This window comes from Paenibacillus sp. MY03, from assembly GCF_002165585.1.
GTDB classification, from domain to species: Bacteria; Bacillota; Bacilli; order Paenibacillales; family Paenibacillaceae; genus Pristimantibacillus; species Pristimantibacillus agaridevorans.
Window position 1 is genome coordinate 1 of record NZ_MXQD01000080.1, and the last position, 19,210, is coordinate 19,210.

At 54.1% G+C, this 19,210-nt stretch carries 20 protein-coding genes; 13 read left to right on the forward strand and 7 right to left on the reverse strand.

Annotated elements, in window-relative coordinates:
- Positions 1-58: 58 nt before the first annotated feature.
- From B1748_RS34715 to B1748_RS34725, 3 genes are all read right to left on the reverse strand, one after another.
- Entirely contained in the window at positions 59-298 is a 240-nt protein-coding gene (locus B1748_RS34715; RefSeq protein WP_087572555.1) for an NHLP leader peptide family RiPP precursor, read from the reverse strand.
- Between the two features lie 20 nt (positions 299-318).
- On the reverse strand, positions 319-564 hold the full coding sequence (locus B1748_RS34720; protein WP_087572556.1) for an NHLP leader peptide family RiPP precursor: 246 nt from the start codon (positions 562-564) through the stop codon (positions 319-321).
- 91 nt (positions 565-655) lie between these two features.
- The gene (locus B1748_RS34725) at positions 656-1,663 is read right to left on the reverse strand and encodes a hypothetical protein (RefSeq protein WP_087572557.1); all 1,008 of its coding nucleotides are present in this window, start codon (positions 1,661-1,663) and stop codon (positions 656-658) included.
- Positions 1,664-1,994: 331 nt separating this feature from the next.
- Here B1748_RS34725 and B1748_RS34730 point away from each other — a divergent pair, with 331 nt between their 5' ends.
- The 8 genes from B1748_RS34730 (at position 1,995) to trhA (ending at position 8,696) form a co-directional block, all read left to right on the forward strand.
- Complete coding sequence (locus tag B1748_RS34730) at positions 1,995-2,564, forward strand: C40 family peptidase (protein ID WP_087572558.1); 570 nt, start codon at positions 1,995-1,997, stop codon at positions 2,562-2,564.
- A 96-nt stretch (positions 2,565-2,660) separates the two neighbouring features.
- The gene (locus B1748_RS34735; RefSeq protein ID WP_087572559.1) at positions 2,661-3,695 is read left to right on the forward strand and encodes an NADH:flavin oxidoreductase/NADH oxidase; all 1,035 of its coding nucleotides are present in this window, start codon (positions 2,661-2,663) and stop codon (positions 3,693-3,695) included.
- A 329-nt stretch (positions 3,696-4,024) separates the two neighbouring features.
- Complete coding sequence (locus tag B1748_RS34740; RefSeq protein WP_087572560.1) at positions 4,025-4,417, forward strand: LapA family protein; 393 nt, start codon at positions 4,025-4,027, stop codon at positions 4,415-4,417.
- Between the two features lie 9 nt (positions 4,418-4,426).
- Positions 4,427-5,401 (forward strand): RsmD family RNA methyltransferase, encoded by a 975-nt coding sequence (locus tag B1748_RS34745; protein ID WP_087572561.1) that lies wholly within the window; start codon positions 4,427-4,429, stop codon positions 5,399-5,401.
- A 34-nt stretch (positions 5,402-5,435) separates the two neighbouring features.
- Positions 5,436-5,636 (forward strand): hypothetical protein, encoded by a 201-nt coding sequence (locus tag B1748_RS34750; RefSeq protein WP_087572562.1) that lies wholly within the window; start codon positions 5,436-5,438, stop codon positions 5,634-5,636.
- 157 nt (positions 5,637-5,793) lie between these two features.
- Positions 5,794-7,230: a glycoside hydrolase family 26 protein gene (locus B1748_RS34755; protein ID WP_087572563.1), complete on the forward strand. Its 1,437-nt coding sequence runs from the start codon at positions 5,794-5,796 to the stop codon at positions 7,228-7,230.
- 63 nt (positions 7,231-7,293) lie between these two features.
- Positions 7,294-7,992 (forward strand): lipase family protein, encoded by a 699-nt coding sequence (locus tag B1748_RS34760; protein WP_087572564.1) that lies wholly within the window; start codon positions 7,294-7,296, stop codon positions 7,990-7,992.
- A 56-nt stretch (positions 7,993-8,048) separates the two neighbouring features.
- Entirely contained in the window at positions 8,049-8,696 is a 648-nt protein-coding gene (gene trhA, locus B1748_RS34765) for a PAQR family membrane homeostasis protein TrhA (protein ID WP_087572565.1), read from the forward strand.
- Between the two features lie 21 nt (positions 8,697-8,717).
- Here the strand turns inward: trhA and B1748_RS34770 are convergent, their stop codons facing one another.
- Positions 8,718-9,539 (reverse strand): lipase family protein, encoded by an 822-nt coding sequence (locus tag B1748_RS34770; RefSeq protein WP_087572566.1) that lies wholly within the window; start codon positions 9,537-9,539, stop codon positions 8,718-8,720.
- A gap of 183 nt (positions 9,540-9,722) precedes the next feature.
- Between B1748_RS34770 and B1748_RS34775 the strand changes: the two genes are divergently transcribed.
- Entirely contained in the window at positions 9,723-10,694 is a 972-nt protein-coding gene (locus tag B1748_RS34775) for a Gfo/Idh/MocA family protein (protein WP_087572567.1), read from the forward strand.
- Between the two features lie 49 nt (positions 10,695-10,743).
- Here B1748_RS34775 and B1748_RS34780 read toward each other — a convergent pair whose 3' ends face one another.
- Entirely contained in the window at positions 10,744-11,940 is a 1,197-nt protein-coding gene (locus B1748_RS34780) for a magnesium transporter CorA family protein (RefSeq protein ID WP_179215983.1), read from the reverse strand.
- Between the two features lie 182 nt (positions 11,941-12,122).
- Here B1748_RS34780 and B1748_RS34785 point away from each other — a divergent pair, with 182 nt between their 5' ends.
- Positions 12,123-12,683 (forward strand): general stress protein, encoded by a 561-nt coding sequence (locus tag B1748_RS34785; protein WP_087572569.1) that lies wholly within the window; start codon positions 12,123-12,125, stop codon positions 12,681-12,683.
- Positions 12,684-12,769: 86 nt separating this feature from the next.
- On the opposite strand, the gene B1748_RS34790 is transcribed toward B1748_RS34785, so the two are convergent.
- Positions 12,770-14,014: an NAD(P)/FAD-dependent oxidoreductase gene (locus tag B1748_RS34790; RefSeq protein ID WP_087572570.1), complete on the reverse strand. Its 1,245-nt coding sequence runs from the start codon at positions 14,012-14,014 to the stop codon at positions 12,770-12,772.
- Between the two features lie 88 nt (positions 14,015-14,102).
- Positions 14,103-14,975: an AraC family transcriptional regulator gene (locus tag B1748_RS34795; protein ID WP_087572571.1), complete on the reverse strand. Its 873-nt coding sequence runs from the start codon at positions 14,973-14,975 to the stop codon at positions 14,103-14,105.
- A 229-nt stretch (positions 14,976-15,204) separates the two neighbouring features.
- Between B1748_RS34795 and B1748_RS34800 the strand changes: the two genes are divergently transcribed.
- From B1748_RS34800 to B1748_RS34810, 3 genes are all read left to right on the forward strand, one after another.
- Positions 15,205-16,377, forward strand: a complete 1,173-nt coding sequence (locus B1748_RS34800; protein WP_087572572.1) for a galactokinase — start codon at positions 15,205-15,207, stop codon at positions 16,375-16,377.
- A gap of 65 nt (positions 16,378-16,442) precedes the next feature.
- The gene (gene galE, locus B1748_RS34805) at positions 16,443-17,435 is read left to right on the forward strand and encodes a UDP-glucose 4-epimerase GalE (protein ID WP_087572573.1); all 993 of its coding nucleotides are present in this window, start codon (positions 16,443-16,445) and stop codon (positions 17,433-17,435) included.
- Positions 17,436-17,491: 56 nt separating this feature from the next.
- On the forward strand, positions 17,492-19,087 hold the full coding sequence (locus B1748_RS34810) for a UDP-glucose--hexose-1-phosphate uridylyltransferase (protein WP_087572574.1): 1,596 nt from the start codon (positions 17,492-17,494) through the stop codon (positions 19,085-19,087).
- The last annotated feature ends 123 nt before the right edge of the window (positions 19,088-19,210 follow it).

The following is a 19,210-nucleotide window of genomic DNA, read 5'->3' on the forward strand; positions in this document are numbered from 1 at the left end:
GCAATAATCAGTTCTTTAAGAACTTGATCTGACATACTTTTCACTCCCTCATTGTAATTTAGGCCCACATAGGTGCTTCAACTTGTTCTTTGAATTTCATATCAACAGGAGTAGGAGGAATAACCAGATAAAGTTTCTTTGAGGATTCAGTCACGGCTTCGAGGTCAACATCATCCGGAATGTCTACTCCAAAGATCTTTGCTATCGTTCCTTTAGGATCACTAAGCAATTGTTGTTTAAACGCTGCATCTTCCCATGCGCGTGAAATGATCTTTTCTTTCAGAACTTGATCAGTCATATCCAACCACCTTTTTTAGATTATGGCCACTGAGGTGCTTCGAATGGCTTTTTGGTATTCATATCAACAGGGGCAGGAGGAATAACCAGATAAAGTTTCTTTGAGGATTCAGTCACGGCTTCGAGGTCAATATCTTCAGGAATTTCGATGCCAAATGTGTGCAAAATGGTGCCTTTCGGATCTGCCAGCAGTCGTGCTTTGAACGCAGCGTCTTCCCAAGCTTTCGCAATTATCAGTTCTTTTAGCGCCTGATCGTTTGTCGACAAGTGAGATTCCTCCTAATTGGGTATTTTTCACACATTTAGTCTAACAATTATTCTTTAGTAAATCTATAAAAATTTTCATAATATAAAAATATTAGATACTTCTACCACCTGGTTCGAAATTTCGACCAGCAAATAATAAATTAATTCCTCCTCCCATCAGCTTGCGCTTGCGTTCTTCATTTTGTGTCGCTATGGCTTGCAAAGTGTCCATCATGTAGACATTGAAGGCAATCAGATCGGTGGGTGCACAAAGGTTTTCGGTCAGCCTGCCATGGTACCCCTTCGCGATGTCAGCGTATGGCTGAATACAACCTCGCACATATATCGCAGCCTCGATTCGCTCTTTCGTTAATCCCTCTGTGTTATAAGGCGGTACGGATTCGGCAGATAAGACATTATCGCTCCCCGCCGCAATCATCGCCAGAAGTCCGTTGTAGCTGCCGTCCGCGAGATCCTCCTCCCAATCGGCCCAGTCGTCCAGCATCTGAAGCGTCATAAGCGTGATATCGATGGCCTCTTCGGTTAAGTCGATCCGTTGTTCAGTCGAAGTAGAAGGAGCGCTTGCGTCCAGCAGCAGAGCGCCGACCGCGCTTATTTTGACAGGTGCGGCTTTGCCCGATGTGAGCAGCGGATTTGTTAGGAAGTAGTTGCCGCGCCCCTCGCTTACGACGCTGTCTGCCCAAGTCCGCACATAACCGTCGTAGTAACGCCAGAACGGGCTGTCGGAAGGGAAGAGCGCACGGAAGATCCGAAACATCTCTTGTTGAAGAAGACTGCCGAGGGCAAGCTGGGACTTCCAGTCGCCGCCTGCAACTTTGCTGTCCATTACATCGTCTTGAATAAAAAAGTAGAGCATGCCATATACATTGGCAAGCGCAAGTTGTCCGCATTGCTCTTCCGAGATCTCTGCCTTCTCCTTCATCCAATACGGCAGCAGCATGCAGATGTAATCCTTGCCGCCGTCCTGGTTGGCGGGATTAAACTTCTCCGCATAGGTTATTCCAAGCTCGTGGATCGGGGGAGGGAAACGTCCGATCGTCTCCAGAGCTTGGCCGAATACGTTCCTGATCCGCGGCTTGTACCGTTCATACCATTCCATGTGCTGACATCATCCCTTCGGACTATTAAAATGATGATATAGTTCAAAAATACTATACCACGATAGTCGAAAATTGGATGCAGATTATGGAAGATTAGGAGGAATTTTTGCGCACGGCTTCTTGCAACTACCTTATAACTACCTGTTGAGTAAATGTAAAAAATCCAGTAAAATGGATTTGATTGTGGAGGTGGCGCAAGATCATCCATGCATCCATATGAAACTAGACCTTAGTCGGGGTTCTTTCTATTACCTCAGAAGGTTCTTCGAAACCTTCTCCTGCATTAAAGTTAATACCAGACGATAGTTCTTTAATGTGGAGGTCATCTTAATGAGTAGAGACAAAGAGATTTACGTGCTTCTGACGGACACGGGGACAGTTTTGACCAAAATTATACGAACGTTCACGAAGGACCCGCTTAATCACGCATCCATTGCCTTCGATCCGGATCTCCAGGAAGTGTACAGTTTCGGCAGAAGAAATCCCAACAATCCATTCTTCGGCGGTTTTGTGCGTGAAGATGTACGGAGCTCGTTTTTCGAAGAATCCATGTGCGCCTTATATCGTTGTACAGTCAGCCAAACGGTCTACAATAATCTGAGAAATCAGGTGCAGCATTTCGAGCAGAATCAGGATTTGTACAAATATAATTTGGTCGGCATGCTCGGCGTTGTCTTTAATATCGAATGGGAGCGCAAATATTCGTACTTCTGCTCGCAATTCGTGGCGACGATGTTCCAGCGAAGCGGCATGGAATTGATCGATAAGTCGCCTCTCCTCGTGACGCCAGGCGATCTGCAGCATACATCCATGCTCGAATTAGTCTACCACGGTCAATTGCACTCATACGTGGGTTGTCAAAACAGCATAGCCGCCGCCAGCGCGTTCCGCACGGCATAGAGGGATCCCGAAATTCGGGATCCCCTTTCTTTTTGTAAGCGAACTTGTGGTATGCTATTTAGGCAAGGCAATGGCTAATGCGCAGGAGGGATAACGATGTCTACAACAAACTTGGATTCTTCATTCCGCATCAAAAACCTGGAGCTTCGCAATCGGACCGTCATGGCGCCGATGTGCCAGTATTCCGTGCACGAAAAGGATGGTACGCCGACGGATTGGCATTATGTCCATTATGTATCCCGCGCCGTAGGCGGCGTCGGGCTGATTATCGTCGAGATGACGAACGTCGAGCCTGCCGGCCGTATAACGGACCGCTGTCTCGGCCTATGGGCGGATGAGCAGATTCCGGCCTTCCGCAGAATCGTAGACGCCGCGCACGGCCACGGCGCCAAGATCGGCATACAGATCGCCCATGCGGGACGCAAGGCGACGGACGATCCGTCACCGGTCGCGCCATCGGCCATCCCGTTCGACGACCGCTCGAAGACGCCGAGAGAGCTGACGACGGAAGAGGTCAAGGCGATGGTGCTGAAGTTCGGCGAAGCGACTCGCCGGGCCGTCGAAGCCGGCTTCGATACGATCGAGCTGCATGGCGCGCACGGCTATCTCATTCATCAATTTCATTCGCCGCGCAGCAATACACGCGACGACGAATATGGCCGCGATCTCACCTTGTTCGGCCGCGAGGTCATCGCCGAGGTTAAGCGCAATATGCCGGAAGACATGCCGCTGTTATTCCGGATCTCGGCGCTGGAATATACCGAAGGCGGATACGGCATCGAGACGGGCATCGAGCTGTGCCGCGCCTATCTGGAGGCGGGCGTCGATCTGCTTCACATCTCGACTGGCGGAGAAGGAGTGCCTAGCGCGGAGCGCCGTCCCAAGGTGGAGCCGGCCTTCCAGCTTCATGCGGCGCAGGCGGTTAAGGAAGCGCTGGGGGTCCCGGTTATCGCGGTCGGCATGCTCGACGATCCTGCGGTTGCCTCCGAAGCGCTTGCCAGCGGCAAAGCCGATCTGATCGCAGTCGCCCGCGGGCTGCTGCGCGATCCATACTGGGCGCTGCATGCCATAGCGGCCAGCGGCGGCAATTATAAGGCCGCGGTACCGAAGCCCTATGAGCGGGGATTCTAATTCGAGCATAATCATTAGAAGATAGTCCATTCGCAAGGAATGGGCTTTTCTTTTCTTTTTGAGAAAATGTTTAGTTGCGGCTGTTAAAATGGGGGCTACTGTTGTTTCAAGACTCCATGAAAGGTTGATGAATAAGAATGAGACAAGGAAAGAGAAAACGCCGAATCGGCCGCAAGGAGCGTTTGGTCTTGCTTGCCATTTTATTAATCAGCCTGATAACGGCAGTGATCGGGAAGGGCGGTATTTTGCATTCCTGATCAGGGATCAACGCTAGACTATTTGGCCAACTTATGAGACTCTAATGTAAAGCTGGTGCAGGAGGATGTCATATGAAAAGTCAGGGCATGCTGATCTCGGCGTTTGCTTTCGCGCTGGTTATTGCCATTTTCGCTGTCATTAACGTCGAACAAGTGGAAGTAAACTTTATGTTCGCGAAGACGTCAACTCCTCTTATTCTCGTCATCTTGGTATCCACTTTGCTGGGAGGACTGACAGTGGGGCTGTTCGGGATGCTCCGGATCTTCAAGCTGCAGCGTCAAGTGAAGACATTGGAGAAGAGTGTGGCCGAGCAGGCAGAGCAATCCGATCCGTTCGAAGCCACGTTCGCAAGCGATGCGGGTCCTAACGCTAACGCGGGGACGGCGCTCGTTTCCGATACGCAATGGGAAGAGGAATCGGCGGATAATGGAAATGCCCTTGTCGAGAAGGATCGTAAGGAATGAGACATAACGATGTTTGAAATGACGGAAAATCGGATTGCCCGCCTGTATAATTACGCTTGTCACGAGGACGAGGCGGAGCTGTGCGGGCTGGAACTGCGAGTTCTGTTCGGCGGAAGGCCGGAAGCGGGGGTTGTGGCACAATATCGGCAGAACGACAACGACTCTGATAGACCCGCCATCTCCGTCAGTCGTAGCCCGTTCCTCAAGCGCAGAATGGATGCGGCATTTCGGTCGGCAACGCTCGAAGGGCTGGCTGGCCCGCTCGGCGGCTGGGATCTGCAAGGGCAGACGTTCAAGGTTTATTATACAGTCGGGGATGAGCGTCACAGCTACGAAGAGAAGCGCGCCATTGAGCGTCAGGCAGGAGGTTATCTGCTAGGGAAGGCGGATATGCATGCTCCCATGCTTAAGTTCGGCGTTGCGAAGTATCGTGGAGAATGGCTGTTCGGACCATGCGAAGACAATGATGGAACATGGCTGAGCCATCAAGCCAAGCCGCAAAACTATTCCACGGCGCTGCCTGTCCGCGCCGCCAGAGCGCTCGTTAACATCGCGATCGGTCCATCTCCTCGCGGCAGGACTTTTATTGATCCGTGCTGCGGCATGGGGACGGTATTGATCGAAGCGCTGTCGATGGGGATCCGCGCGGAGGGCATCGAGATTAATCCGCTTGCGGCCAGAGGGGCCAGAGTCAATCTGGAGCATTTCGGTTATTCGGGCAATTCTGTCGTCAAAGGCGATATGACGGAAGTAAGCAAGCAGTATGACGCAGCAGTGCTTGATATGCCCTACAATCTGTGCTCGGTATTGCCGAGCGAGGAGCAATACGCTATGTTGATGTCGCTAAGGAGAATGGCGGCTAGAGCTGTCGTAGTGACGACGGAAGACATACAGATCCGGCTCACGGAGACCGGATTTCGTATTCTGGATTGCGCCAAGCTGAGCAAAGGCCCTTTCAAGCGGTTTGTAAGTGTAGTAGAATAAGGAAGATGCGGGTTATAAAAGTGAGGTGAACCTTATGTCTGCGAACGAACAGAACGAAGCCGCAGAGCAGCCGAAGAAGCTGTCCCAAGCGGAGCGGGCGAAGCAATTGCTGGCCCAGAAGAAACAGGGACAATCAGGTCTGCCTGGCCAGAAAAATTACTCAACGGGCACTCAAGAGCTCAGAAGCCAAAATACGAAGAAGGTTAACAACCAGCGCAAGAAGATGGGTGTATAACCGAGCAAGAACGCCATGCCGGCTTATCGGGGGCGTTCTTTTTTTGCGGGAATAATTAAGCGGGAATTGGCGAATGCTGTAGAAATTAGGCCGTTGTCCAGTCACGCGGGCGGTTCGGCACGAATAGAATATACGACAGGGAGGATACTCGCTATTGATGTACCTGCGTATCGGTCAGCTTCTTCTCTTAAGCGCGGTGTTATTTCTATCGCCGTCACTTCCCGTCCCTAAATATGAAAGCGTATTAGCCGCTCCGGACGCAAACGACAGTTCAGAGAACCAATGGACGCTTCGGTATACGCCGTCCGAGGATCGGGTAACTCGCGCCAAGCTGGAGCCTGAAACCGGAGCCTATCTGGGCGCGTATGTTCTGCAAGACGACTTCATCGGACAAAGTATGGACCGCTTTAACGAAACCACGGGGAGGACTCATGCCAGCTTCTTCAAATACGTTGGTTATGGGAAACCCTTTCCCGTGCAATGGGTGCGGGACGTGGTGAAGGCGGGAGCATTCCCCCATATCGCATGGGAGCCGAACGAGGGTCTCGACAAGGTGAAGGACGACGGTTACTTGCGCCGATTCGCTCGTCAGGCAAAAGCTAGCGGTGTCCCGATTCTGCTGCGGTTCGCATCGGAGATGAACGGGAACTGGACGGCATACAGCGGCAACCCGGAGCTGTACAAGGAGAAGTGGAGACTCGTCCACGATGTGTTCGAACAAGAGGCGCCGGATACGGCGATGCTGTGGTCGGTGCTGGCGATGCCGGAGAAGCCGATGGCGGATTATTATCCTGGCGACGATTATGTCGATTGGGTTGGCGTCAACATTTACAGCGTCAGGTATCATAACGGCGACCGCAACTATGCCGCGCATCAGGAAGATCCGCTGGATCTGCTCAATGCGGTTTATAACCGGTACAGCCGTACGAAGCCGATCGCCGTCTCCGAGTTCGGCGCCAGCCACTACAGCGCGACGGACGGCAAGACGGATGTCGCCTTTGCGGCCGCAAAGCTGAAGCGGTTCTACGGCTCGCTTGAGCAGCTATATCCGCGCGTGAAGGCGGTGTATTATTTTGACGTCAACAATACAACGGCCTTCAACCCCGCACGGAGGGTCAATGATTACAGCATTACAGGTCAGCAGACGCTGCTGGACACATACAAGGAAGCGACGGCTTCGGATTATTATGGAGCCCGGGCGGCTTCAGCGTCGGACATAGCGGTTAAGGTAAATCATGGGGATACGCGGCGGCGAGAGTCGTATACGTTCAGAGGCAAGTTATTCGAGTCTAATGGCGTGGTCTATGCGGATACATCCTTCTTTATCGATTATTTGGGTCTCCGGCTGACAAGATTGCCGCAAGGCAATAATGGGAGCGACGGCAAGGAGCGCGTAATAGTCGAACGCAAGAAGGGACACGAGACGATCGCGGTAACAACCGAGGTCATGCGGCGATCGGTCGAGGCAGGCTACAACAATTCGCAAGGCGCGGCGATCAGGAGGAAGCTTCAAGCTATTGCCGTACTTGAGACGGTACGCGCTCTGGGCTACGAGGCTGCAGTGGTCGATACTGACATTCGAATTGAAGAATGAAACAAGGCGAGTCCCCGCATAATGAGGGTAAACCATCATCTTTGCTTATGGAGGGATTCGAATATGGCGGTCCAATCATCCCCGCTTCACGTTTATTTGTTGGCCGGCGTAAAAACAACAACCTGCGCGTTCAACGCGTGCAAGGAAAAGCTGGAGACGCAGTTGCGATCGGAGGGAGTCGATCCCGTGATCCGGGTGTTGTTCCCGTATGGGGATTGCAGCAGAAGCGTAATCAGACAAGTATTGGAGGTTCGCTCCGATCTGTCCAACCGAATGAAAGCGGGACGGATCGGCGGGCGCAACGTATGGGAGCAGCTTAAGGATTCCGTGAAGGACGAAGAAGGCAGATTCCTGCTTATTGGACATAGCGGGGGCGGAGCAGCCGCTTATCAGGCGGCCAAAATGCTGGAGGAGAACGGAATGATTCGCGATTTTCGCGTCGTACAGGTTGGATCGCCTCGTACGCCTATTCACCCCCGGCTGCAGGACAAGGTGAGTTACTTCCATTCCATCGACAGGGACGGGAAGCAGAATGATCCCATTACGCGCATCGGCACCTGGGGAGGGTGGATCCGCAAGGGCAGATCCGTGCCCCGCTGGAGCCGGTTCAAGTACGCGCCTGGTTATGTCGAAGGGATTCCCGTTATCGGAGGACATGCCGATTACTTCCGCAATTCCGAGCCGTTCGTCGATACGGAAGCCGTCTGCAACTTGGATAAGACGATCGGCCGGGTAGGCGCCTGGTTGAAAGGGTGGCTCTAATCCGATAGACTGGAGGTAGTGTTCGCACTTACTTGCTATCGGGAGTTGATTGAATCATGGCTAATACTCATACCTTCTCCAAGGGAGAAGAGATCGCGAACGCGGTCACGCATGGCATAGGCGCCTTGCTTAGCGTTGCGGCGCTTGTCCTGCTCATCGTCTTTTCGTCGATCAAGGGAACGCCTGCCCATGTCGTCAGCTTTACCATCTACGGCTCGGCCATGCTGCTTTTGTATTTGGCCTCGACGCTGGTGCACAGCTTTCCTCCGGGCAAGGCCAAAAAAGTATTCGAATCGCTGGATCATTCCTTCATTTATGTCTTCATCGCCGGCACTTACACGCCTATCCTGTTCCATATCGTACAAGGCGCGTTAGGCTGGGCGCTTTTTGGGATCGTGTGGGGAGTTGCTATCGCGGGAGCGGCATTCAAGGCGTTTTTTGCCTCCAAATTTCTGGTTACATCGACGATTCTGTATATCGCAATGGGATGGATAATTGTGTTCGCCTGGAAGCCGCTCGTGACGCATCTTGCGCCGGGAGGATTGCAATTGCTAATAGCGGGAGGCCTGTTATATACGGTCGGAACGGTGTTCTACGTATGGCGAAGCTTTCCGTACCATCACGCCGTATGGCATCTGTTCGTGCTTGGCGGCTCCATCGTCCATTTTTTTGCTATTATCTTATATGTGCTGCCAGCCGACTGATAAGTCGGTCTTTTTTTTTGCTTACATCTCCCCCGTATCCGGGCACCAGCCAGGAGGCTCAGCGCACATCGCGGCGGCAACGACCGGCTGCTCCTTAGCCAGATCCTCGAAGTAGCTGTCCAGAATATGATTGCCCGACACGGACCCCATCCTGAACGATCGGGGCACCTCGCCTTTGACGTGAAGATAGAAGTAGGTTTGTTTCGTGCGGGGCGACTGGTAAACAAGAGGCGGCAGATGGGGGACGATGTCATGTTCGTTCTGGAAGCGCCAGTGTGTCGGAACACAATAATTGTAGGTCTGCACGAACCTGGGATCGCCTACGCGGGGAGCTCCGAACGTATAAACGACAGGAGAACGGAATGGCGTATTGCGGGCGATATCCAGCGCGGCAAGCGTAGCAAGCGCTCCGCCAAGACTGTGGCCTGTAATAAACAGAGGGAGGCCTTGCGGCAGCAGGCCCGCCAATTCGAACACCCTGTCGCGAGCCGACATATAGATATCCGTAAAGCCCTTATGAGTCTGACCGGCATTGCGGACAGGACGATAGGGCGTTTGCTGCGCGATGAAATCCGATACCCAATCAACGGCGGAGCCGGTCCCTCGAAATGCGAGAATGGCGCATTGCTCCGACTGAAGGACGAATCCGAATCGTTCTGGCCGGCTCTCGTAAGCGCTTGCCCAAATATCTCCCACGAGAGAATAGCTGCGGGGCACAAGGAACAAGCCGTCTTCCTTGTTATTGAATTGTACATACGTTTGACCGCAAATGCCGGCCAGGAACATAGCTGCTTCCAGATCGGGCTTGGGGCTGTTTAAGTATGGGACATTGCCTTCGTTCATGGGTCATCCCTCCGCTTCGCCTCGTTCAGTGTGGCTCTCATCCAACATAGTATGTAGGCGAATGCGGATAGGTACCAAGGCGCCCAACAAATGGACGCGGGCCGGCAGTGTCGCTTATAATGGTCTCAACCAAGGCGGGAGCCGCCGCGGCTAAGGAGTCCTGAGAAGAAGGGGAGAGGATACATGACATTGCAGATCGGGATTATCGGAACGGGTTGGTTCGGCCGCATGCATGCAGAGAAGCTTGCAAAGCTGGAGGGCGTCAACGTTGCGGCATTCGCGGCGACATCGCAGCAGAAGGCCGACGAGGCAGCGGGCAAATTTCATGATGCAAAAGGTTTTGCGGAGGTATCGGATATGCTGGATGCGCGCAAGCTGGATGCGGTATACATATGCGTGCCGCCATTCGCTCATGGCGACATTGAGCAACAGTTGATCGAGCGAGGAATTCCTTTTCTGGTGGAGAAGCCGATCGGAGTCGACGAAGAAGTGCCGGGCTCGATATTGCAAGGCATAAAGGACAAGTCGCTTATTACTTCCGTCGGCTATCATTTCCGTTATATGGACGGCACGGCCCGAGCCAAAGAGCTGCTTGCGGAGCGTACTATCGGCATGGCTCTTGGTTATTGGATGGGAGGCATGCCTGGCGTCTACTGGTGGCGTTCCATGGAAGGTTCCGGCGGCCAGTTCGTCGAGCAGACGACGCATATCGTCGATCTTCTTCGTTATACGGCGGGGGAAGTTAAGGAAGTGTATGCAGCGTATGGCGATCGAATCGTGGCCGGTACAGAAGAGGGAGTAACCGTTCCGGATGTCGGCACGGTAACCTTAAAGCTGGCGTCTGGAGCCGTAGCGACGATCAGCAATACATGCGCGATTCCTGCAGGAGGTCATAACGGTCTGCACCTCTATACCCATACAGGGGTGATGGAGATCGGCGGCAATGGGTTCATCGATAAGGTATCCGGTCAAGTGACCGAATATCAGAATCGCAGCAATCCTTATGAGTCCGAGAATGACGCGTTCCTCCATGCCGTACGGACGGGCGATACATCCCGCATTCTCTCGACCTACGAAGATGCCTGGTTAACGCATCGCGTTACTATGGCAGCCAATCGGTCCGCACGTACAGGACTGCCGGTCGTTATCGAATAGCTCGACAAAAAAATCCCGGAGGCTCCGTTCCTGTATACCGCACATGGTATCAGGTCCGACTTCTCCGGGATTTCTGTCCCAGCGTGCCGTCATGGGGATTGCCCGGCGGCTTTTTGCGTTTGCGTCCGTGAGTGGCGGAGCGGCTGCGTTCGCTGCCGTGCTCTTCTTCCGACTCCATCAGCCGCGGTTTCTCGCGTTTCTTAACGAGCAGATCGCCGGTCCAGCCTTTGTGCCAAAGCCACCAATAGATGCAGATCGTAATGACGGCCGTACAACTCATCGTGAGGGGGAAGCCCCAATGCTGAATGCTCCATGGCAGCCATTCGAAGTTCATTCCCCATATGGCGCCAATAACCGTTGCAGGCAAGAAAAGCACCGTGAAGATCGTCAGCGTCTTCATAATATCATTGCCGCGGAAGCTGGAGATGGCGTCGTCCATGGAGATTAGCGTATCGATCTCCAGCGCGTAATGTTTAAGCAGCGTTTCGATTCGCTCCAGCTTATGCGAGATCCGCTTGAACCCGTCCGTCTCCATCAGATCCTCGTCGAAAGCCTCCTTGGCCGCCGCGTGTACTTCCCTGATGGGAATAAAGAGGTGGCTCCAGTGAAGCAGGTCGTATCTGCGGTCAAAAATAACGTCGAGCAAGTCCGTACGGTTCCGATGCCTCATCGTCTGCTCGAGCTCGCCGAGCCTTCGCTCGAAACCGTCCAGTCCGTTGTGGAACGTCCCCAGCAATATGCTGATCATGATGAAAAAGGCTTCTGGAGCGAGCTCGCACTCGCCATATTTGCTGATGTGAGATTCATGCTGCAATCTCAGGGGAAGCCGCATGTCCTCATAGATGGATACGAGACGATGGCGTGAAACCCAGAAGTGAAACGGCCCGATATCCGAGGCATCATCCGAAATTTGAATCATAAGCGTCCCGCAAAGTATGGTTCCTGAATCTTCGGAATTGTAAACCAGAATATGATTCGTTTTTCTTGATTCGCTATGGTCGATCCACTGCGCGCATTCCGGGAACCGTCTCTTGAATTCGGACAGTTCTTGCCGGGGAGAAGGGTCCGTGCCATCCGTATTCGATGAAGATGGATTGCCGAGGGGGCGCAAGCGTTCCGGTGCGCGAGCTGGCAAGGACGTGTTCTTCCGGCTCGGGAGCGGTTGCTTGGGCTGCATCGCATCGGCGGATTGCTGCAGCACATGCCACTCCCAGCCGGAAGGAAACGTGAGCAATTGACGGATCATCGGCATCTCTCCCCTCTATCATTTCATACCATTTACATCTTTCTCCGATACTGACATCGCTACCTTTCATCATAACCCGAACCTGCCCCAATAGACAACTGTTCCCATTTGATTGAGGGCGTGGCGGTTGGGGCATACCATCCATATAGGAAAAACCAATACAGACACACGGAGGGGCAGACATGGCGAAAAAAATCGCGATATTCGAAACTCAGCAGCAGGTTATCGACGTCGTAACGCAATTGGAGAATTCCGGCTTCAAACCCGGAGATATGAAGATAATGGCCAAGGACGGCGAACATTCAAGACGAATCGAAGCGGAGACGGACGTACATGCCGACGAAATGCGCGATCTGGAAAAAACGCGTCAAGATATTGCAACGCACACAGATACGGTTGGAACTATGTATGCCAGCGGGTTCGGTATCGCGCCTGCCGCCATGGCTTACGGCTATACGGGCTTCGGAGGCGGGACGGCATCCGGCACAGGCATCCCTTTTGCCTTGTCCGGCGCATTCACCGGTAATGAACATGAGCGTGCATTCCTTGCCTTAGGACTTGATCACAAGGAATCCGAGATGGTCTCCCGCGAGGTGGAAAGAGGCGCATATGCCTTGATCGTGGAGACAACGGAAAGCAAGACGCTGTTTGACAAGGATGGCGGCCCGGATCTGTCGACTCTGGGCATCGCGGAAGCCGTTTTTCGTAGATGCAACGCCTCCTTTATCGTGGACGGCAGTTAGAATCATACTCTTGATCGGAAAGCCGACTGCAGCGTGTTTACGGGCTGAGCCGGCTTTCTCGCCGTATGCCAAGAGCCCGTAGATAGTCATCTCGGCGTTCCTTCGCGCAATGTCGCCCGAGACAACCCGATAATATCCTTAAGCGGATTCGAATCCGCCTCTCCTTGGATGAGCTCACGAACCAACTCGGCGCCAAGAAGGCTGTATACAGTCCCATTGCCGCCGTAACCAAGTGTGTAATAAACGCCTGGCCATTCGGGATCCTCGCCTACAAAGGGCAAATTATCCTCCGATTCACCGAATGTGGCGTTCCAATCGTAAGCGATGGCAAGCGGCAAATCGGGAAATAGCGCTTTCGCCTTCTCCAGCAGCTTCTCGCTATGTTCTTTCCGGCGCTGTACGCTCTGCAACGGGTTCCGGTCTTCTTCGTCAAGTCCTCCGATGATGAGCCGATTATCCTCTGTCGTACGCATGTACAGGTATGGTCTTGCCGTCTCCCAGATCATGCAACGCTCGTGCCACTGGCTTAGATCGGGAACGGGATCCGTCACGATAACGAACGATCGGCCGATATCCGGCTTGATCAGCTCTCCGCGAAGCTCCTTGGGCTCATAGCCTATGGCGTAGATCACGTGGTTGGCATCGATATGATGACCGTTGCCGGTATGCAGACGGTGTCGTCCGCCTGCCACGGAATCATGTTTGACGATTTCCGTATACTCGCGGATGCGAAGCCCTTTGTCGACGGCTTGTGCCGCGAGCAGAGTTACGAAGCGAAATGGATTAACCTCCGCATCCCCTCCCGTTACGATGGCTCCCGGCTTGCGGAAGGGGAAATGTGCAGCGATGTCGTCCGCCGTCCAATAGCTCGCACGGAGTCCGCAAGAGGACAATGCCTCGTACTCTTGCTTCAGCTTGGGCAGATCCTGCTCCGTCGAAGCGTAATACAGGCTGCTGCGCCGCCTGAAGCCGACATCCTCCGGAAGCGATGCGGCAATGTCGGCCAGCTTGTCGATCGCGCGGCTGCACGCGACATAAAAGGTCTCCGCGGATTCTCGTCCAATCTGGCCGATCAAGTCGGAAAGCATAACGTCGTTGCAATATTGCAATAAGCCTGTGTTGGCCGACGTGCTCTCGCCCGCGACGATTTCGCGCTCTACCAGAATAACGTCGATCCCCGAAGAAATAAGTTCCCATGCGCATGTAATGCCCGACATTCCGCCGCCTATCACGACAACTTGCGCGGTCTCGCACTCAGTCAGCGAGGGATAGCTTGGCGGGTTGTGCAAGGTACTTGGCCAATATAAGCTGCCGATGTGTAATTCGCTCATGGGCAATCACCTCCTGAGGTAGTATACCCACGGCGAGCGATTCCGAAAACGCTGACCCGGTAGATTACAGCTAGCTTCCAATGAGTAGCTAGCTCCCCTCCAGCATCAGCCTGCGGTAGGCGGTCGGCGATTGGCCGAATTGCTTGCGGAATTGCTTGGAGAAATACAAGGCGTCCTGGAGACCGACGGAAGCCGATATTTGTTCCACCGTCAGCTCGGGGCGCTCGCGCAGCATAAGCTTCGCCTTGTCCAGACGAAGCTTAAGCAGGAACGAGACGGGCGACATTCCGGCCCGCCGCTTAAACGCGCGCGACAAGTAAGCGCGGTTGTAGCCGAGCGCCTCGGACATCTGCTCGATGGATACCGGATGGGAGTATTGGGTGTTTAGATAATGGATGACTTGCTGATGAATGTCATCATTCTCCTGACGTTTCAAATGCGCTTGATGGTCTTTGTCCGCTCTCTGATCCTGATACAGGGCCATAAGCAGATGAAGCCAGCCGGCTGCCTGGACGGAGGCGGAGGATCGGGCGCCTCGGAATGTCAGATAGATGCTTCGATACAACAGAGCAGCCTTCCGTTTGTCCTGCAAGGCCGTTACGGATTCTCCGTCCGGGAAGCCGGCTTCCCGGACGAGACCGTCTGCCCTTGCGCCTGAGAACGCGATCCAGCGATATCGCCACGGCTCGCGGGGGTCCGACTCATAGCTGACCAGCTCCTCCGGCCGGATCAGAAACGTGTAGCCGGCGGACAGCTCGCGCCGGACGCCGCCCAAGGTAAATGCCCCTTTGCCGGAGAGAATCAGGTGCATCAGATAGAAGTCATATACCTTGGGACCGAGCCGATGACCGGGCTTCGTCTGGCTTTCGCCGGCGAACAAAACATGAAGCAAGGAAGCGGCTTCGTCGGAAGCCGGCGTCGGACTGGGATTAGAGGCGACAGTATATGTTTCGGTAGTCATATTTGCACACCTGCCTTATAGTCTTTTAGTTTAGACCGAACGATTTGAACTCGCATTTTTACCGCAGCAGTACCTGCAGGATTCATCATAACATGTTCGAAATGGGGAGTTAAAGTCACATAAATCCATATGATCGACATTTTGCGCCATTTCGTTTTTGATTGCAATCCACTATACTGAGGCTAAAGCAGGCAACAACCAAACTTATACCAAAGGATCGTGATCGCACATGGCTAATCTTGCAGCTCTGACTGACACATTCATTGAACAATACGGCGGAAGCGCCGAAGGCATCGCGGTATTCCACGCGCCGGGCCGCGTTAATCTGATCGGCGAGCATACCGACTACAACGGGGGGTACGTGTTCCCGGCAGCATTGACGTTCGGCACGACGCTGCTTATTCGCAAGCGCGAAGACAACAAGCTGGGGCTGGCTACGACGAATTTCCCTTCCTCGGGAACCTTCTCTGTCGAAGGCGTCGAATACGACAAGGCAGACGATTGGATGAACTATCCGAAGGGCATCGTGAACGAGCTGTTGCGGCAAGGGGTAACTTTCGGCAGCGGATACGATATTCTCTATCATGGCGAAATTCCAAACGGCTCGGGCTTGTCCTCGTCGGCTTCCATCGAAGTTGTCACGGCATATGCTCTCCTGTCGATGGAGAACCTGCCGACCGATACGGTAAAGATCGCGTTGCTCTCCCAAAAGTCGGAGAACGAATTCAATGGCGTCAAATCCGGCATCATGGATCAATTCGCGGTTGCGAACGGCAAGAAGGATCACGCGATCCTGCTCATGTGCGACACGCTGGAATACGATCTGGTGCCCTTTCAATCCGGCAGCTACAAGCTGGTCATCGGCAACACGAACAAACGCCGCGGACTGGTAGATTCCAAATACAACGAGCGCCGCGCGCAATGCGAGCAAGCCGTGTCGGACCTCCGCTCCGCGCATCCCGAGCTGGAGCTGCTGGGACAGCTTAGCCTGGAGCAGTTCAACGCTTCCAAGTCGTTGATCAAGGATGATCTCATCCGCAACCGCGCCGAACACGTCATGGAAGAGATCGACCGGGTCCTGAGATCGATGGACGCGCTTAAGAGCAATGACCTGGCCGCGTTCGGCCAATTGATGAACGAATCGCATGACTCTCTGCGAGATCTATACGAAGTAACCGGCGCAGAGCTCGACGCGATGGTAGACGCGGCGCGCGGCGTAGATGGCGTGCTGGGCTCCAGAATGACGGGCGCGGGCTTCGGAGGCTGTACGGTGTCCCTCGTACACGAGGACAGCATCGAGCGCTTCCAGGAGGAAGTTGGGCGAAAGTATACGGAAGCGACGGGACTGACGGCGGACTTCTATGTCTGCAGCATCGGCAACGGCGTCGAACGCCTTCAATAGGGAACATGAATACGAACTTATAGTAACGGGCCAATGGAACGAATAACGAGAAAGAAGGGATACACATGGCAGTATTGGTAACCGGAGGAGCGGGCTATATCGGCTCTCACGCCGTTGCGGCGCTCCAGGAACGCGGAGAAGACATCGTTGTCGTGGATAATCTTCAGCAAGGCCACAAGGGAGCGCTGCTCGGCGGCAAGCTCTACGTCGGCGATCTGAGAGACGCGGACTTCCTGGACACGGTATTTAAGGAGAACGAGATCGACGCCGTCATTCACTTCGCGGCGAACTCTCTTGTCGGCGAAAGCATGAAGCTGCCGGGCAAGTATTACCATAATAACGTGTATGGAACGTTGTGTCTGCTGGAGAAGATGAATGAATACGGCGTCAAGCGCATCGTATTCTCGTCGACGGCCGCGACCTATGGCGAACCGGAGAGCGTGCCGATCGACGAATACGATCGTACGCTTCCGACTAATGCTTATGGCGAAACGAAGCTGGCGATGGAGAAAATGATGAAGTGGTTCGACGTCGCGCATGACATCAAATATATCTCGCTCCGCTACTTCAATGCTGCCGGCGCTCATGACAGCGGCCGAATCGGCGAGGATCACCACCCGGAGACGCATCTGGTGCCGATCGTGCTGGAAGCCGCGCTGGGCAAACGTCCGCATATCTCCGTATTCGGCGACGACTACGCGACGGAAGACGGCACATGCGTGCGCGACTACATCCATGTCAGCGACCTGGCCGACGCCCACTTGCTGGCCGTAGACCGGCTGCGCGGCGGAGCTGACAGCGCCGTCTACAACCTCGGCAATGGCCAAGGCTTCTCGGTCAAGCAAGTGATCGAGATTGCACGCTCCGTGACGGGCAAAGAGATCAATGCCGTTATCGAGCCAAGACGCGCGGGAGATCCTGCCGTGCTGGTCGCTTCCTCGGACCGGGCTCGCAAGGAGCTGGGCTGGAATCCGACCCGCAGCAATCTCGAAAACATTATCGGCAGCGCCTGGAGCTGGCATCAGTCCAATCCCGAGGGCTACGACGACAAGAAATAGACCCGGCCCCATAAGAGGTAGTTAAAAGCCGGAGGAGCGAGAGGAGCTGCAATAGCATGACGTTGCAACAAACGGCCGCGCCCGCCAAGGAAGAGGCGTTATCCAACATCGAGAAGCTGCTGGCGTTCGCGCTGGGCAAAGGAATGCTGGAGCGGGAGGATCTTGCCTACGCGCGCAACGCGCTGCTGGATCTGTTCCGGTTTACCGAGCCGGCGGAAGCGACGGGCGGCGATCAAGACGAGCCGGCGGAAAGTCCGGCAGAGCTGCTGGAACCCTTGCTCGACTATGGTGTCGCGATCGGTCTTGTCCCGGACAATACGCTCACTCAGCGGGATCTGCTCGACGCCCGGATCATGGGCTTGCTGATGCCAAGACCGTCGGAGACGACGTCGGCATTTCGCGCGAGGGCAAGCCAGGAAGGCATCGCTGCCGCTACGGACGCCTTCTACGCGTTGAACATCGACAGCAACTATATTCGAATGGACCGCATTCGCAAAAATCAGTATTGGCTGCACAGAACGCCTTATGGCGAGCTGGAGATGACGATCAACCTGTCGAAGCCGGAGAAGGACCCCAAGGAGATCGCGCTGCTCAAGACGCTGCCGCAAGCCCATTATCCAAAGTGCCTTCTATGTGCCGAGAATGTCGGTTATGCGGGACGCCCGGATCACCCGGCAAGACAGAATCTTCGGATCATACCCATGACGTTGCAGAACGAGGCATGGTTCTTCCAATATTCGCCCTACGTGTATTACAACGAACACAGCATCGTATTTAAAGGCGAGCACGAACCGATGGCCGTTACCCATTCTTCGTTCGCACGACTGCTGGACTTCGTCGAGCAATTCCCGCATTACTTCATCGGATCTAACGCCGATCTGCCAATCGTGGGCGGTTCTATCTTAAGCCATGACCATTTCCAGGCAGGACGTCATGTCTTCCCGATGGAAGCCGCGCCGATCGAGGCCAGGTATGCCGACGGCTCGGACAATGGAGTGACATACGGCATCGTGCAATGGCCGATGTCCGTGCTTCGCCTGCAAGGCTCCTCCAAGGCGGCCGTGCATGCGGCGGGCTGCCGTATTCTGGATCTGTGGAAGGGCTACAGCGACCCGTCGGCGGAAGTGCTTGCGTTTTCGGAAGCAGCGGACGGCACCCGTATTCCGCATAATACCATTACGCCGATCGCTCGGCTCAAGGACAACGGCGACTACGAGCTTGATCTGGTGTTGCGCAATAACCGCACGAGCGAAGAGCATCCGGGAGGCATCTTCCACCCGCACAGCCATCTCCACCATATCAAGAAAGAAAATATCGGCTTGATCGAAGTCATGGGACTGGCCGTCCTCCCGGGACGTCTGAAGGACGAGCTGGAAGCAATCGCAAGCCTGCTTACCCCTGAGGCGACCGAAAAAGCCTCCGACCTGCGAAGTGCCGGACACAAGCTGGCTCATCATGCAGAATGGGCGGATCGTCTCGTACAGAAATACGGCAGCTTGCTGTCGCAGAATGAAGCTGCCGACATCGTCCGTTCGGAGACGGGCGACAAATTCCTCGACGTGCTTAAGGACGCAGGCGTCTTCAAGCGAACGGATGAGGGGGCCAAGGCGTTCCGGACCTTCCTCGAAGCATCCGGGCTGAAATCGCAATAACGCAGATGTGCCATAAGATATAAACAATAGCCTTCCTTGTCGAATGTTGTAATAACATTTACGGGAAGGTTTATTGTTGTGTTAAACAAGACTTTATGGTATTTTTTATATAATAAATATTTT

Bases quoted from the DNA above. Each gene is read 5' to 3' on its own strand.
- B1748_RS34750 (WP_087572562.1), top strand. From the start codon at position 5,436: ATGTCTGCGAACGAACAGAACGAAGCCGCAGAGCAGCCGAAGAAGCTG.
- B1748_RS34725 (WP_087572557.1), bottom strand. From the start codon at position 1,663: ATGGAATGGTATGAACGGTACAAGCCGCGGATCAGGAACGTATTCGGC.
- B1748_RS34790 (WP_087572570.1), bottom strand. From the start codon at position 14,014: ATGAGCGAATTACACATCGGCAGCTTATATTGGCCAAGTACCTTGCAC.
- B1748_RS34760 (WP_087572564.1), top strand. From the start codon at position 7,294: ATGGCGGTCCAATCATCCCCGCTTCACGTTTATTTGTTGGCCGGCGTA.
- B1748_RS34745 (WP_087572561.1), top strand. From the start codon at position 4,427: ATGTTTGAAATGACGGAAAATCGGATTGCCCGCCTGTATAATTACGCT.
- B1748_RS34800 (WP_087572572.1), top strand. From the start codon at position 15,205: ATGGCTAATCTTGCAGCTCTGACTGACACATTCATTGAACAATACGGC.
- trhA (WP_087572565.1), top strand. From the start codon at position 8,049: ATGGCTAATACTCATACCTTCTCCAAGGGAGAAGAGATCGCGAACGCG.
- B1748_RS34715 (WP_087572555.1), bottom strand. From the start codon at position 298: ATGACTGATCAAGTTCTGAAAGAAAAGATCATTTCACGCGCATGGGAA.
- B1748_RS34730 (WP_087572558.1), top strand. From the start codon at position 1,995: ATGAGTAGAGACAAAGAGATTTACGTGCTTCTGACGGACACGGGGACA.
- B1748_RS34780 (WP_179215983.1), bottom strand. From the start codon at position 11,940: ATGATCCGTCAATTGCTCACGTTTCCTTCCGGCTGGGAGTGGCATGTG.
- B1748_RS34770 (WP_087572566.1), bottom strand. From the start codon at position 9,539: ATGAACGAAGGCAATGTCCCATACTTAAACAGCCCCAAGCCCGATCTG.
- B1748_RS34775 (WP_087572567.1), top strand. From the start codon at position 9,723: ATGACATTGCAGATCGGGATTATCGGAACGGGTTGGTTCGGCCGCATG.
- B1748_RS34795 (WP_087572571.1), bottom strand. From the start codon at position 14,975: ATGACTACCGAAACATATACTGTCGCCTCTAATCCCAGTCCGACGCCG.
- B1748_RS34740 (WP_087572560.1), top strand. From the start codon at position 4,025: ATGAAAAGTCAGGGCATGCTGATCTCGGCGTTTGCTTTCGCGCTGGTT.
- B1748_RS34735 (WP_087572559.1), top strand. From the start codon at position 2,661: ATGTCTACAACAAACTTGGATTCTTCATTCCGCATCAAAAACCTGGAG.
- B1748_RS34785 (WP_087572569.1), top strand. From the start codon at position 12,123: ATGGCGAAAAAAATCGCGATATTCGAAACTCAGCAGCAGGTTATCGAC.
- galE (WP_087572573.1), top strand. From the start codon at position 16,443: ATGGCAGTATTGGTAACCGGAGGAGCGGGCTATATCGGCTCTCACGCC.
- B1748_RS34810 (WP_087572574.1), top strand. From the start codon at position 17,492: ATGACGTTGCAACAAACGGCCGCGCCCGCCAAGGAAGAGGCGTTATCC.
- B1748_RS34755 (WP_087572563.1), top strand. From the start codon at position 5,794: ATGTACCTGCGTATCGGTCAGCTTCTTCTCTTAAGCGCGGTGTTATTT.